This window comes from Streptomyces sp. NPDC060194 (assembly GCF_042728285.1).
Classification (GTDB): Bacteria; Actinomycetota; Actinomycetes; order Streptomycetales; family Streptomycetaceae; genus Streptomyces.
Genome location: NZ_JBHWZH010000036.1, coordinates 13,948 through 26,702, shown reverse-complemented (window position 1 = coordinate 26,702; position 12,755 = coordinate 13,948). Strand labels below are relative to the sequence as shown.

Genomic DNA, 12,755 nt, shown 5'->3' with positions numbered 1-12,755 from the left:
CCCTACCGCCCCCGCCGGTTGCGCACGCGGAGCCGCAGCGGGACCAGCGCCGACTCGACCTGGGTGGCCACGTTCATCTTGGAGACGCCCTCGGTGCGCTCCTCGAAGCGGATCGGGATCTCCACGCCGTTGTGGCCGCGCCTGACGGCGAGGAACTTCAGCTCCACCTGGAAGCTGTAGCCCGCGCTGTCGAGCGAGGCCAGGTCGACGTCGCGCAGGGCACGGTGCGTCCACAGGTTGAACCCGGCGGTGATGTCGCGGATCTTCGTGTCCAGGACGGTCCGCGCGTACCGGTTGGCGAACCGGGAGAGCAGCTGGCGGTGGCGGCCCCACTCCTCGTCGAGGGTCCCGCCGTCGACGTACCGGCTACCGACGACGAAGCCCGCCCGGGTCGACAGGGCGGTGCCGAGCAACTGCGGGACGACGTGCACCGGGTGGCTGCCGTCGGCGTCCATCTGCACCACGAAGCGCGCGCCCTCGTCGAGCGCGGCGAGCATCCCCGCCGCGTACGCCCGGCCCAGGCCGTCCTTCCCCGCGCGGTGCAGGACGCTCATCCGCGGCCGGTCGGGCGACGCGCCCGCGCCGGCGTTGTACTTGGCGGCCAGCTCGTCGGCGATCCGGCCGGTGCCGTCGGGGCTGTCGTCGTCGACGACCTTCAGGTGGAGGCCGGGCAGCGGCAGCGCCATGACGGCCTCGGCGATCCGCGGCAGGTTGGCCGCCTCGTTGTAGGTGGGCATCACCACGGTCAGCGGCAGCGCGGCCCACTCGCCCGGTATCTCCGAGGCGGCGGGCGGTTCGGGAAGGCTCGGCACGGTTCACTCCTCGACGGACGGCGATCGGGACGGACGGTACGGGCGGGAACCGCCCGGCGGTACGTGCGGACGTGCGTGGTCGGCGGACCCGCGGTTGTCATGCGGGTGCGGTGCGGCGGGGCCGGCCGCTAGGAGTGCACCTCGCGGTCGGCCGCCCCCTTCCCGGGCCCCTTCGGCGCGGCCCGCTCGAACAGCAGCACCTGGACGTTGGCGAGCTTCTCGGTCTCGACCACCCGGAAGTCCCGCCGGATCACGGCGGCCGTCCGCGGCGGCATGTCGGTGTAGGGGTTCATGTCGAGCGCCGTCGCCACCAGCCACAGCCGGCGGGTGTCGAGGAGGCACTCGGCGGGCCGCGGGCACTCGTCGGCGTCGAACCGGCCCGTCTGCCGCGGTGTCCGGTACATCAGGACGTCCTCGGGCCGGCCCTCGTTCGCCCTGAACTCGTAGTCCAACGCGCGGCGTTCGGTCTGGACGCCGCTGAAGGCGATGCCGTCGCCGGGCTTCTGGCGGGCCTCGATGAAGCGGGCCGCGCCCCGGAAGTCCGGCTCGCTCGGGGCGTGCCGGCGGGCCGCCTCGATCCCCGGCTGCGCCCGGAGCCCGAGGCCCGCCACGGCGGCCAGCGCGAGGAGGGTCGCGAGCGCCCGCCACGCCGCCCGCCCGCCGCCGGGCCGCAGTGCCTTCGGGCCCGTCACCGGGCCGCCGAGCCGGCCGATCAGCACCGCGGCCAGGAGGACCCAGGCGGGGGCGGTGAAGAGCAGGTAGCGCGGCAGGAAGAGGTGCAGCTGGGCGGCGGTGGCGTAGGTGAGCGCCGGGGGCGCGAGCACCCAGACGGCCAGCGGCAGGGCGCGCCGGCCGGCGAAGCAGAGCCCGAGCAGGCCGAGCGCCATGACGGGCGCGGCGACCTCCCAGCTGCCGAACAGGTTCGTCGGGAAATCGAGGAGTTCCCTGCGGCCGGGGTTGTTCCAGGCGATCTGCCCGCTCTGCCCGGAGCCGGAGAGCGCCATCGGCAGCACGAAGCAGACCCCGAGCCCGGCGGCCGCCGCGTACGCCCAGCCGGCGATCCGGTCGCCGTCCCGGCGGGCGGTCAGGACGATCACCAGGTGGGCGGCGAGCACCGCGAGGGACGCCAGATGGCTCCAGCCGACCAGCGGCACGGACACCGTGTACCCGACCCACACCCTGAACGTCGGCCGGTCGAGCGCCCGGCAGAGCAGCACCGTCGACAGCAGCACGGCGGCCACGGCGAACGCGTACGGCCGGATCTCCTGGCCGAACCGGGTGACGGTGGGGACGACGGCGTAGGCGAGCCCGGCGATCAGCCCGACCCGGGGGACGAACATCCGCCGGCCGAGCAGCGCGAGCAGACCGGCGGAGCAGGCCATGGCGACCGCCGCCGGGATCCGCAGCGCGGTCTCGGAGTCGCCGGTGGCGGCGATCCAGGCGTGCATGGCCACGTAGTAGGGCGTGAACACCACGTCGATGGTGCGGATGAGGACGCTCAGGTCGTGCATCGACAGGGTGGCGGCCCACCAGGTGGCGTGCTCGTCGCGCCACAGCTGGCGGTCGCCGATCCCCGGCAGGATCAGCGCGAGGGCGAGCGCGGTGGGGAGCAGGAAGAGTCCGGCGGCGACCGCCCGCCCGCCGCGGCCCGGCCCGCGGGCGCCCTGCCGCGCCTTCTCCCGGGCCCGGCGCGCGGCGGCCCGCCCGCCGGGGGCGCCGGCCGGGTCGGGCGACGGTGCGCGGTTCCGGCGGCGGGCCGGGGCGTCGAGGGTCATCGCTTCACCCAGATCCGGTAACTGCCGGTGCCGAAGGAGGTGGTGATCGGGAACACCGCGGTCAGCCGGTAGTGCGGGTTGCCCTTGAGCGCCTTCTCGGCGGCGTCGGTGTTCTGCGGGTAGATGTCGCCGCGCAGCACGATCGCGTCGAAGCGGGCGTCGCGGACGGCGGCGGCGAACGCCTCGGGCCCGGCGAGGGGTTCGCCGGATTCCGGCCGGTACTCCATGCCGAAGGTGTTCTGCCACTGCCCCCAGTCGGTCCGGTCGCGCAGGTAGTAGGTGGTGATCTCGGACTCGTCGGCGAGGTAGCGGCCCTCGCCGTCGACGACCGTGCGCAGGTAGGCGGTCATCGGGGCGGAGTCGGCGACGCTGTAGCCGGACTGCGCCTGCACCATGCCGAACACCAGCGTCGAGACGTAGAGCAGGATGCCGAGCTGGGGGTGGCGGAAGTGCGGGCCGACGAGCCGGGCGAGGCCGAGGCCGGCCATCGGCGCGGCGAAGAGCAGGCCGAAGCCGACGTGCTTGAAGAGCGAGATCTGCGACTGGAGGTGGATCTGGTAGGCGGGGGCGAGCAGCGCGGTGCCGGTGAGCAGGGTGCCGAGCGCGATCCGGCGGGCCCGGCCCGGGGCGATCCCGTCGATCCAGGGCCGCTCGACCATCCGCGCCCGCAGCGCGTAGGCGATCGAGCCGCCGAGCGCGGCCGCGAAGACGAGTCCGCCCCACTCGGCGCTCGCGTACAGCAGGTCGAGCGGGGCGTCGGTGCCCTTGGCGCGGCCGGTGGTGGTGCCGCTGATCCCGCCCAGCGGCTCGGAGTACAGGTAGCCGAGGGCGAGCAGGCCGGCGATGCCCGCACCGAGCAGCAGGCCCCGGCCGAGCGCCCCGGCCGCCCCGCGCCCGGCGCCGGTCCCGCGGTCGAGGCCCGGCCGGCGGCCGGCGGTGATCACGGCGAGCACCACCAGGGTCGGCAGGTAGAGCCCGGCGGCGTACTTCACGCCGAAGGCGAGCGCGGCGGGCGGGGCGGCGAGCAGCACGGCGAGCGGGTGCGCGGAGCCGGTGCGGACGACCGCCCAGGCGCCGAGGGCGAGCAGCAGGACGGCGGCCGCGTCGAAGGTGGCGAAGTTGCCGAGGAACATCGTCGACTGGAGCACCGAGAACAGCCCGGCCGCGCCCAGCGCCGAGCGGATGTCGAAGAGCCGCCGGGTGAGGGCGTAGAGCAGCGCGGTCGCCGCGAGCATGAAGGCCAGGCTCGTCAGCCGGACCCCGCCGAGCCCGAACCGCTCGTCGACGAGCGCGGCGAGCACCGGGTACAGCTTGGGGTGGCCGGAGAAGTACCCGGCGAAGTCCTGCGGCAGCGGGGTACCCTCGCGCCACTGCTCCAGCTGGTAGCCGCCGGCGGAGATGTACAGCGCCTCGTCGACGAACGCGGTGCCCTTCAGCCGCAGCGACAGGCCCGCCTGCACGAGCAGCACGAGGCACAGCACCACCCGCCCGAGCAGCACGCCGCGCCGCGAGCTCACCGACCACGCCGACTCGGGCACCGCCGGCAGGGTGTACCCCGGCTCCCGCACCACCGCCTTCGGCGTCCCGTGGACGGGTGTCGGCTGCGTCTCGTGCACGGGCACGAACGGCTGCGGCCGCCGGCCGACCGCGTACGGGTCCCACGCCCGCACCTCCACCGTCCCGAAGTCGGGGTTCGGCGCGTAGGGCGCGTCCGGGTGGGAGACGTACTCCCGCACCGGGGCCTGCGCGGCTCCGGCGTGGGCGTACGCACCGGTGTCGGCGTACGACGGCGTCTGCGCGCCGGGTGCGCCGCCCTGCCGGTAGGCCTCCACGGCCGGGTACTGCCCGTACGCCGCCGTCTCGTCGTACTCCTGCGGGTCCGGGGTCCGGTCGCGGGCCCAACGCGGCGGGCGGGGGCGGCCGCTCACGGTGCGCCCACGTCGAAGCCGAAAGCGGGGTTGCGCGCCCCGGCGCGGAAGGCCTTGAGCGAGGCGGGGCCGCTGGTGATCCGCCAGTCGGACTCCTTGTCGAAGTTGAACCAGACGAACCCGATGACGTCCTTCCGGGCGGCGACCCCCCTGAACAGGTCGGCGACGGCCGCCGGTTTCGTCTCGCCCGCCTCCGCCGCGGTCTCCGCGATCAGGAAAGGCTTGTCGCTGAACGTGCGGATCTGACGCATCGTCGGCCCGTAGAGGGTGTCGAAGGTCGCGGGCCCCTGCGCCCCGTAGTAGCCGACGACCCCGATCCAGTCGACGTACGTCTCGCCGGGCCAGTACGGCTCCAACTCGACGTCCGGCATGGGGTTGACGACGTTCGGGCTCCAGACCCAGATCGCCTGGGTGGCGCGCTCCTCGACGAAGATGTCGTGGACCCGCCGGTAGGCGTCGCGGAACTCCTTCGGGGTCGCCTTCCCCGTCCCCCACGGGTACCAGTGGCCGTTCATCTCGTGCGCGAAGCTGAGCGCCACCGGCACGTTCAACTCCCGCACCGCGACGGCCCACTCGCGGATGTAGGCGTCGCTGCCGCCGGCCGCGATGCTCTTCAGGCTCTTCGCGAACGGCTCCCAGGCGATGTACGGCACGGCACCGTAGCGCCAGGCGTTGCCGACGAGGTCCGTCTCGTAGCGGTCGCCCCAGGCCGCGTAGAACTCGATGACGTTGGGCTTCTTCCCGGCGTCCCGCGCGTACCGCTCGACGGCCTCCAGGGAGGCGGGCGCCCCGTCGGCGGCGACGCCGAAGTACTTCTTCTCCGGATCGAGCAACGGGCGAACGTCGAAGGGGAGTTCCGCCTGCTCCTCGGCGGAGGGCGACGCCTCCGGTCCCGCGGGCGGCGCGGCCTCGCCCTGGCTGCGGCGGTACTCCTCGCGGCCCTCGTCGGAGAACGTCCCGCACCCGGCGAGCAGCCCCGCCAGGACCGCGGCGGCGAGCAGGCCGCGTACCCTTCCGGCGCCCCTCACACGGCCACCGCCTCGGCGGCGCGCGGCTGGACCAGCACCCGGGCGACGACGATCGCGTAGAACAGGCCCGCGGACAGCATCAGCGCGTAGTCCGGCGGGTAGCCCGTGAGCAGCCGGTACACCGCGAGGCCCACCCACAGCGCGGCCGTGCCGCCGGACCAGCCGATCATCCCGGTCCAGTACCGGCCCATGCCGCTCTTCCTGGCCCCGTCCGAGCCCGTCGGCCGCCAGCCCATCTCCCGGCCGCGCAGCACGTCCCAGACGGCGAAGACGTGCGACCAGCCGTACATCAGCCGGGCCGCCCACGCCTCCAGGCGGTAGGGCGCCCGGTGCCACAGCGGCAGCACGAGGGTGACGTAGGCGAGGCTCGGGAGCACGAGCAGGCTCGCCTCGGCACGCAGCAGGTCGGGCCGCAGGACCAGCAGGGAGAGCGGGATCAGCGGGGCGAGGAAGGTCAGCAGCGCGGTCTGCAGGTAGTACAGGAAGCCCGACACGTAGCAGAGCCGGGTCTTGAAGCGGAGGTCCATCTCCCAGAACCGCCTGCTGGTCAGCAGCGACAGCGAGCCCATGCACCAGCGGTACTGCTGGTGGTGGAACGCGGACGCGCTGTCCGGGCAGACGCCGGCGGAGAGCGCGACCGGCACGTACCGCAGCCGCCAGCCGAGCGCGCGCAGGTCGAAGCCGGTGTACATGTCCTCCGAGTGCTCGATCAGCGAGATCCCGCCGATGTCGGCGAGCGCCGCCCGCCGGTACACCGCGCAGGAGCCGACGCAGATCGAGCCCTCCTTGTCCTCCCGCGAGGTCTGCACCGAGCGGTAGAACTGCTCCTGCACGGCGCCCGCGCCGCGCTCGATCCAGTTCTGCCGGTCCAGGGTGCGGAAGAACTGCGGCGACTGGACGATCCCGACGGCCGGGTCGTCGTCCATGTGCGGCAGCAGCTCGTCCAGGAGGTCGGCGCGCGGGGCGAAGTCCGCGTCCAGGATGAGGATGTGGTCGCCGCCGGTGATCCCGAACGCGTGGTGGAGGTTCCCGGCCTTCTTGAACCAGCCGCGCCGGGGCCGCACCACGTAGACGAACCCGAAGTCGGCAGCCATCGCCTCCACTTCGGGGTCGGCCGCGTCGTCGAGCACATAGGTCCGCACCGGGCCGCGGTAGGTGCCGGCCAGCCGGTTCACGTGCACCCAGGTGTTGTGCAGCACCTCCAGCGGCTCGCCGCAGACCGGCAGGAACACGTCCACCGACGGCGGGTCCACCGGCCGCCAGTCGCGCACCAGGGAACGGTGCCGGCGAAGATCGAAATCCTTGCTGAACCCGTCGAGGTACAGCGAGATCAGGTAATCCGCGACCGCGAATGCGAGCAGCGGAAGGATCAGCCAGAACCACGGACTGGAGGCGGTGAAAAGGAATTGGCTCATCGCCAGACAGGCGAATCCGACGAGCGAACCGAAGGTGAGAACCCACAGGTGGCGGGTGGCGTAGGCGTACTTCTCCCGGTCGTCGGGCGGCACCGGCAGCAGGCCGTGCGCAGCTCCCGCCGGTCCGCTCCGGCCCGCGGAACTGCCGCTTCCGCGGCGGCGCCGCCGCTCCCGCCCCCTCGCCTCCGCGTACCGCACCGCGCTCATCGAAGCCCCCCGGCCGACCGGCCATGTCACCGGCGTTTCCCCGGCCCACCCCATGACACACCCAGGGCCGGGATCGGTTGAGCTTATACGAGGAATTCGACGGACGACGGATGACTTCCTTTCGCGGGGCGGCCGTTGCCGTTCATCTCTGATAAATATGCGCGTCGGAAGGGTGAACGGATTGTTTCACCAACCGACATTCTGTTCAGTCGCGAACGAACGGACGGGAGCACGGCCCGACTGCCCCTAGGATGAGTCGGAATCGCGCACACCCAGGGGAGGGACGCCCGGCCACCGGCTCGGGCACGCGTCCATGACGTCTTCACAGCACACCACCAAGCCACTGCTCAAGGCCGTGATCCCGGCCGCCGGACTCGGCACCCGCTTCCTTCCGGCCACCAAGGCCAACCCGAAGGAGATGCTGCCGCTGGTCGACAAGCCGGCCATCCAGTACGTGGTCGAGGAGGCCGCGTCCGCCGGCCTGACCGACATCCTCATGATCACGGGCCGCAACAAGCGCGCCCTCGAGGACCACTTCGACCGCAACTACGAGCTGGAGTCGCTGCTCGCGAAGAAGGGCGACACCGCCAAGCTCGCCCTGGTCGACGCCTCCAGCAACCTCGGCCAGGTCCACTACGCCCGCCAGGGCGACCCCAAGGGCCTCGGCCACGCCGTCCTCTGCGCCGCGGCGCACGTCGGCGACGAGCCCTTCGCGGTGCTGCTCGGCGACGACCTCATCGACCCGCGCGACCCGCTGCTCACCCGCATGATCGAGGTCCGCGAGCGCTTCGGGGGGACCGTCGTCGCCCTCACCCCGGTCCCGGCCGACCGCAGCCACCTGTACGGCTGCGCCGCCGTCGAGCCCACCGACGCCGGCGAGGACGTCCTGCGCCTGACCGAGCTGGTCGAGAAGCCGGCCCCCGGCACCGCGCCGAGCAGCCTGGCCGTCATCGGCCGGTACGTCCTCGACCCGGCCGTCTTCGACGTGCTGCGCGAGACCGCGCCCGGCGCCGGCGGCGAGATCCAGCTCACCGACGCCCTCAACACCCTTGCCGCGAACGGCGAACCGGTCCACGGCGTCGTCTTCGACGGCCGCCGCTACGACACCGGCGACCGCGCCGACTACCTCAAGGCGACGGTCCGGCTCGCCGCGGAGCGCGAGGACCTCGGCCCCGAGTTCCGCGACTGGCTGCGGAAGTTCGTCGCCAACGAGCTGACCGACTGACCCGCGTCGTCCCGCGCGGGGCTCGGCAGCACCCGCTCAGCAGCACCCGCCGCCCGAAGTCCCGGGAAGCGTGCGCAGGTTGCGCGCCTCCCGGGCCCGGGCCGCCAGCAACTCGTCGGCCGGGTAGCCGACTTCCTCCAGCGTCAGCCCGTGCGGCTTCACGACGTGCACGGAGGAGTCCCGCACACCGGCCGCGAGCACCTCGCCCGCCCACTCCACGGGGCGGTGGCCGTCCCCCACGAACAGCAGCGCGCCGATCAGCGAGCGCACCATGTTGTGGCAGAACGCGTCCGCCTGGACGGTCGCGGTGACGATCCCGTCCGCCTCGGACCGCACGAGGTCGAGCCGCTGCAGGGTGCGGATCGTCGTGGCGCCCTCGCGCTTCTTGCAGAACGCGGCGAAGTCGTGCTCGCCGAGCAGGAGTTCAGCCGCCGCGTTCATCGCGTCGACGTCCAACTCCCAGTCGTGCCACAGCACGTGGTTGCGCAGCAGCGGGTCCGCGCCGCCCGGGTGGTCGGTGATCCGGTAGGCGTACCGGCGCCAGACCGCGGCGAAGCGGGCGTTGAACCCGGCCGGCGCCTCGGCGACGCGCCAGATCCGCACGTCGCGCGGCAGGCGTCCGGCGAGCCGCTTCAGCAGCTTCTCGCCGTGCTCGGCCCACACCGCGTCCGGCAGGTCCGCCGTCGCGACCTGTCCGCGCGCGTGCACGCCCGCGTCCGTGCGGCCCGCGACCGTCAGCGGGAAGACCTCCGGGGCGCGGGTCACCGTCCGCAGCGCCTCCTCGATCTCGCCCTGCACGGTCCGCCGCCCGCTGGGCTGCCGGGCCCAGCCGGAGAAGTCCGTCCCGTCGTAGGACAGGTCGAACCGCACCCGCACGTGGCCGGGCGCCACCTCGTCACTCATCAACACGCCTTCCTGCGCCAACGGTGGGGAACGAGAGCGGGCCCGCACCCCCTGCGGGGAGTGCGGGCCCGACTCGGCAAGCAGTGCTCAGACGCCTCAGGCGTCCTTGCTCTCCTCGGCCGGAGCCTCGGCGGCGGGAGTCTCGTCGGCCTTCTTGGCCTCCTGCTCCTTCACCGAACGCTTCGTGGCGGCCTCGGCCTCACCGGTGGCCTGCTGGGCCACGGTCAGGGCCTCGACCAGCTCGATGACGGCCATGGGGGCGTTGTCCCCACGACGGTTACCGATCTTGGTGATGCGCGTGTAACCACCGGGGCGGTTCTCGTAGCGCGGGCCGATCTCGGCGAACAGCGTGTGGACGACGCTCTTGTCCGTGATCGTCTGCAGCACCTGGCGACGGTTGTGGATGTCGCCCTTCTTCGCCTTCGTGATCAGACGCTCGGCGACGGGCCGCAGCCGGCGCGCCTTCGCCTCCGTCGTCGTGATCTTGCCGTGCTCGAACAGCGACTTCGCGAGGTTCGCGAGCAGCAGCTTCTCGTGCGCGGCACTGCCACCCAGACGGGCACCCTTGGCGGGCTTCGGCATGGTGTTACTCCTTGTGATCTGCCCCGGCCGTATCAGGTACCGAAGTCAGTGTCCGAGCAGGCGGCCGCCTGTCGGAGATCCGGACAGAGTCCGGAGGCTTTCCTGGGGGCGCAGCCCCTCCAGGGGCGCGGGGAACTGCGCGACCAGCCACAATCCACCCGCACCCGAGAGCGAACGTCGAGCTCCGAGCTCTTAGTACTGCTCGGTCTCAACGAAGCCCGCATCGGCGTCGTCGTCCGCACCGAACGCGTCCGCCGCCGCGGTGGGGTCGAACCCGGGCGGGGAGTCCTTGAGCGCGAGGCCCATCCCGGCCAGCTTCGCCTTGACCTCGTCGATCGACTTCGCACCGAAGTTGCGGATGTCGAGCAGGTCCGCCTCGGACCGCGCGACGAGCTCCCCCACCGAGTGGATGCCCTCACGCTTGAGGCAGTTGTACGACCGGACGGTGAGCTCGAGCTCCTCGATCGGCAGGGCGAGGTCCGCAGCCAGGGCCGCGTCCGTCGGCGACGGGCCCATGTCGATGCCCTCGGCGTCGATGTTGAGCTCGCGCGCGAGACCGAACAGCTCGACCAGCGTCTTACCGGCGGAGGCCATCGCGTCACGCGGACGCATCGCCTGCTTGGTCTCGACGTCCACGATCAGCTTGTCGAAGTCGGTGCGCTGCTCGACACGCGTCGCCTCGACCTTGTACGTGACCTTGAGGACCGGCGAGTAGATCGAGTCGACCGGGATGCGCCCGATCTCCTGACCCACCTGCTTGTTCTGCACCGCGGAGACGTAGCCGCGACCGCGCTCGACGGTCAGCTCCATCTCCAGCTTGCCCTTGCCGTTCAGCGTGGCGAGGACGAGGTCGGGGTTGTGCACCTCGACACCGGCCGGCGGCGCGATGTCGGCGGCGGTGACCAGACCCGGGCCCTGCTTGCGCAGGTACATCACGACCGGCTCGTCGTGCTCCGAGGAGACGACCAGCTGCTTGATGTTGAGGATCAGGTCGGTGACGTCCTCCTTGACGCCCGGCACGGTGGTGAACTCGTGCAGGACACCGTCGATCCGGATGCTGGTGACAGCGGCGCCGGGGATGGAGGAGAGGAGGGTGCGGCGGAGCGAGTTGCCCAGGGTGTACCCGAAACCGGGCTCCAGGGGCTCGATCACGAACCGCGAACGGAACTCGTCGACGACCTCTTCGGTCAGCGACGGACGCTGAGCGATCAGCATGCGCTTTTTCCTTCAGTCATGGACACCCGCTATTTGATGCCCGATGGGGTGGTGCTGTTTCAAGAGTACGGGCGGCACGGCCGCGAAGGCCGTACCGCCCGGTCACTCAGGTCGAGCGACGTGCGCGATCCAGCGGCCCGCAGGCCGTGGGATCAGACGCGGCGACGCTTGGGGGGACGGCACCCGTTGTGCGGGGTGGGCGTCACGTCCTGGATCGAGCCGACCTCGAGCCCGGTCGCCTGCAGCGAGCGGATCGCGGTCTCACGGCCGGAGCCGGGGCCCTTGACGAAGACGTCGACCTTGCGCATGCCGTGCTCCTGCGCGCGGCGCGCGGCCGACTCGGCGGCCATCTGCGCGGCGAACGGGGTCGACTTGCGCGAGCCCTTGAAGCCGACGTGGCCGGCGGAGGCCCAGGAGATCACGTTGCCCGTGGGGTCCGTGATCGAGACGATGGTGTTGTTGAACGTGCTCTTGATGTGCGCGTGGCCGTGAGCGACGTTCTTCTTTTCCTTGCGACGCACCTTCTTGGCTGCGCCCTGACGACCCTTGGGGGGCATGTCTTACTCCAGCTGGAGAGGGAGGTGATCGGTCCTACAGCGAAGACCGCTGATAAGCGTCCGCTGTGGGGACTACTTCTTGCCCGGCTTCTTCTTGCCGGCGATCGCGCGACGCGGACCCTTGCGGGTACGGGCGTTCGTGCTGGTGCGCTGGCCGTGGACCGGGAGACCGCGGCGGTGACGCAGACCCTGGTAGCAGCCGATCTCGACCTTGCGGCGGATGTCGGCGGCGATCTCGCGACGGAGGTCACCCTCGGTCTTGAAGTGGTTGTCCACGTACTCGCGGAGCTTGACCAGGTCCTCTTCGGCCAGGTCGCGCACACGGGTGTTGGGGTTGACACCGGTCTCGGCCAGCGCCTTCTGCGACAGGGTGCGCCCGATGCCGAAGACGTAGGTGAGAGCGACCTCGACGCGCTTGTCGCGCGGGAGGTCAACGCCGGAAAGGCGTGCCATCTATGGCTCCTGATTGGTTCGGAGGTCTTCCGCAGCACCGTTCCCGGCCGCCGACCCCCCTCGTACGAGGGGTGGTACGTTCCGGGTCCCCAGCCTCCGCTGGAGGTGTCGACACCGTGTCGCCACGGCGGTCGGGTGCTGCTTGTGTACAGGTACTGCTGGGTACTGCTTGCTCGCGTCGCGCGAAGAACTGCGGGGTGCAGGTCCTACGGTCGGTGCGTCAGCCCTGGCGCTGCTTGTGGCGCAGGTTGTCGCAGATGACCATGACCCGGCCGTGGCGGCGGATCACCTTGCACTTGTCGCAGATCTTCTTGACGCTCGGCTTGACCTTCATGAGGTGAGGTTCTCCGGGCTCGGTGCGTCCACGCCGGGGCGCGGACGGCAGGATCTACTTGTAGCGGTAGACGATCCGTCCACGCGTCAGGTCGTACGGAGAGAGCTCCACCACGACCCGGTCATCCGGGAGGATGCGGATGTAGTGCATGCGCATCTTGCCCGAGATGTGCGCGAGGACCTTGTGACCGTTCTGGAGTTCCACCTTGAACATCGCGTTCGGGAGGGACTCGATCACGGTGCCCTCGATTTCGATGGCACCTTGCTTCTTGGCCACGCTATGCCCTTCGAATCGGCTACCTTGATCGACGCTCGTACGCAC

At 71.7% G+C, this 12,755-nt stretch carries 13 protein-coding genes; 1 reads left to right on the top strand and 12 read right to left on the bottom strand.

What is annotated here, in order from left to right; translation table 11 throughout:
* Nucleotides 1–2 precede the first annotated feature (2 nt).
* From ACFWEG_RS10840 to ACFWEG_RS10820, 5 genes are all read right to left on the bottom strand, one after another.
* Entirely contained in the window at nucleotides 3–737 is a 735-nt protein-coding gene (locus ACFWEG_RS10840; RefSeq protein ID WP_387212062.1) for a polyprenol monophosphomannose synthase, read from the bottom strand.
* A gap of 203 nt (nucleotides 738–940) precedes the next feature.
* Nucleotides 941–2,587 carry a glycosyltransferase family 39 protein gene (locus tag ACFWEG_RS10835; protein WP_387212000.1) on the bottom strand — a complete coding sequence of 549 codons (1,647 nt, stop codon included), beginning with the start codon at nucleotides 2,585–2,587 and terminating at the stop codon, nucleotides 941–943.
* On the bottom strand, nucleotides 2,584–4,515 hold the full coding sequence (locus ACFWEG_RS10830) for a glycosyltransferase family 39 protein (RefSeq protein ID WP_387211997.1): 1,932 nt from the start codon (nucleotides 4,513–4,515) through the stop codon (nucleotides 2,584–2,586). Before ACFWEG_RS10830 ends, ACFWEG_RS10835 begins: the two co-directional genes overlap by 4 nt.
* A complete protein-coding gene (locus ACFWEG_RS10825) occupies nucleotides 4,512–5,543 on the bottom strand; it encodes a glycoside hydrolase family 26 protein (protein WP_387211994.1) in 1,032 nt (343 codons plus the stop codon). The genes ACFWEG_RS10830 and ACFWEG_RS10825 overlap by 4 nt, the downstream gene beginning before the upstream one ends.
* Nucleotides 5,540–7,165, bottom strand: coding sequence for a glycosyltransferase family 2 protein (locus ACFWEG_RS10820; RefSeq protein ID WP_387211991.1), 1,626 nt, complete (start codon nucleotides 7,163–7,165; stop codon nucleotides 5,540–5,542). Before ACFWEG_RS10820 ends, ACFWEG_RS10825 begins: the two co-directional genes overlap by 4 nt.
* Before the next feature lie 313 nt (nucleotides 7,166–7,478).
* Between ACFWEG_RS10820 and galU the strand changes: the two genes are divergently transcribed.
* A complete protein-coding gene (galU, locus tag ACFWEG_RS10815; RefSeq protein WP_387211988.1) occupies nucleotides 7,479–8,390 on the top strand; it encodes a UTP--glucose-1-phosphate uridylyltransferase GalU in 912 nt (303 codons plus the stop codon).
* A gap of 36 nt (nucleotides 8,391–8,426) precedes the next feature.
* Here the strand turns inward: galU and truA are convergent, their stop codons facing one another.
* From truA to infA, 7 genes are all read right to left on the bottom strand, one after another.
* Nucleotides 8,427–9,293 (bottom strand): tRNA pseudouridine(38-40) synthase TruA, encoded by an 867-nt coding sequence (truA, locus tag ACFWEG_RS10810; RefSeq protein WP_387211985.1) that lies wholly within the window; start codon nucleotides 9,291–9,293, stop codon nucleotides 8,427–8,429.
* 96 nt (nucleotides 9,294–9,389) lie between these two features.
* Nucleotides 9,390–9,875 (bottom strand): 50S ribosomal protein L17, encoded by a 486-nt coding sequence (gene rplQ / locus ACFWEG_RS10805; protein WP_387211982.1) that lies wholly within the window; start codon nucleotides 9,873–9,875, stop codon nucleotides 9,390–9,392.
* Between the two features lie 192 nt (nucleotides 9,876–10,067).
* Complete coding sequence (locus ACFWEG_RS10800; RefSeq protein ID WP_003966937.1) at nucleotides 10,068–11,090, bottom strand: DNA-directed RNA polymerase subunit alpha; 1,023 nt, start codon at nucleotides 11,088–11,090, stop codon at nucleotides 10,068–10,070.
* A gap of 152 nt (nucleotides 11,091–11,242) precedes the next feature.
* A complete protein-coding gene (gene rpsK / locus ACFWEG_RS10795; RefSeq protein ID WP_003948617.1) occupies nucleotides 11,243–11,647 on the bottom strand; it encodes a 30S ribosomal protein S11 in 405 nt (134 codons plus the stop codon).
* A 72-nt stretch (nucleotides 11,648–11,719) separates the two neighbouring features.
* Entirely contained in the window at nucleotides 11,720–12,100 is a 381-nt protein-coding gene (gene rpsM, locus ACFWEG_RS10790) for a 30S ribosomal protein S13 (RefSeq protein ID WP_387211979.1), read from the bottom strand.
* Nucleotides 12,101–12,320: 220 nt separating this feature from the next.
* A complete protein-coding gene (rpmJ, locus tag ACFWEG_RS10785) occupies nucleotides 12,321–12,434 on the bottom strand; it encodes a 50S ribosomal protein L36 (protein WP_003956441.1) in 114 nt (37 codons plus the stop codon).
* 54 nt (nucleotides 12,435–12,488) lie between these two features.
* Nucleotides 12,489–12,710 carry a translation initiation factor IF-1 gene (gene infA, locus ACFWEG_RS10780; RefSeq protein WP_003956442.1) on the bottom strand — a complete coding sequence of 74 codons (222 nt, stop codon included), beginning with the start codon at nucleotides 12,708–12,710 and terminating at the stop codon, nucleotides 12,489–12,491.
* Nucleotides 12,711–12,755 lie beyond the last annotated feature (45 nt).

Excerpts from the sequence above, each read along its gene's own strand:
- ACFWEG_RS10840 (WP_387212062.1), bottom strand. The coding sequence starts at position 737 with ATGCCCACCTACAACGAGGCGGCCAACCTGCCGCGGATCGCCGAGGCC.
- ACFWEG_RS10835 (WP_387212000.1), bottom strand. The coding sequence starts at position 2,587 with ATGACCCTCGACGCCCCGGCCCGCCGCCGGAACCGCGCACCGTCGCCC.
- ACFWEG_RS10820 (WP_387211991.1), bottom strand. The coding sequence starts at position 7,165 with ATGAGCGCGGTGCGGTACGCGGAGGCGAGGGGGCGGGAGCGGCGGCGC.
- galU (WP_387211988.1), top strand. The coding sequence starts at position 7,479 with ATGACGTCTTCACAGCACACCACCAAGCCACTGCTCAAGGCCGTGATC.
- truA (WP_387211985.1), bottom strand. The coding sequence starts at position 9,293 with ATGAGTGACGAGGTGGCGCCCGGCCACGTGCGGGTGCGGTTCGACCTG.
- rplQ (WP_387211982.1), bottom strand. The coding sequence starts at position 9,875 with ATGCCGAAGCCCGCCAAGGGTGCCCGTCTGGGTGGCAGTGCCGCGCAC.
- ACFWEG_RS10800 (WP_003966937.1), bottom strand. The coding sequence starts at position 11,090 with ATGCTGATCGCTCAGCGTCCGTCGCTGACCGAAGAGGTCGTCGACGAG.
- rpsK (WP_003948617.1), bottom strand. The coding sequence starts at position 11,647 with ATGCCCCCCAAGGGTCGTCAGGGCGCAGCCAAGAAGGTGCGTCGCAAG.
- rpsM (WP_387211979.1), bottom strand. The coding sequence starts at position 12,100 with ATGGCACGCCTTTCCGGCGTTGACCTCCCGCGCGACAAGCGCGTCGAG.
- rpmJ (WP_003956441.1), bottom strand. The coding sequence starts at position 12,434 with ATGAAGGTCAAGCCGAGCGTCAAGAAGATCTGCGACAAGTGCAAGGTG.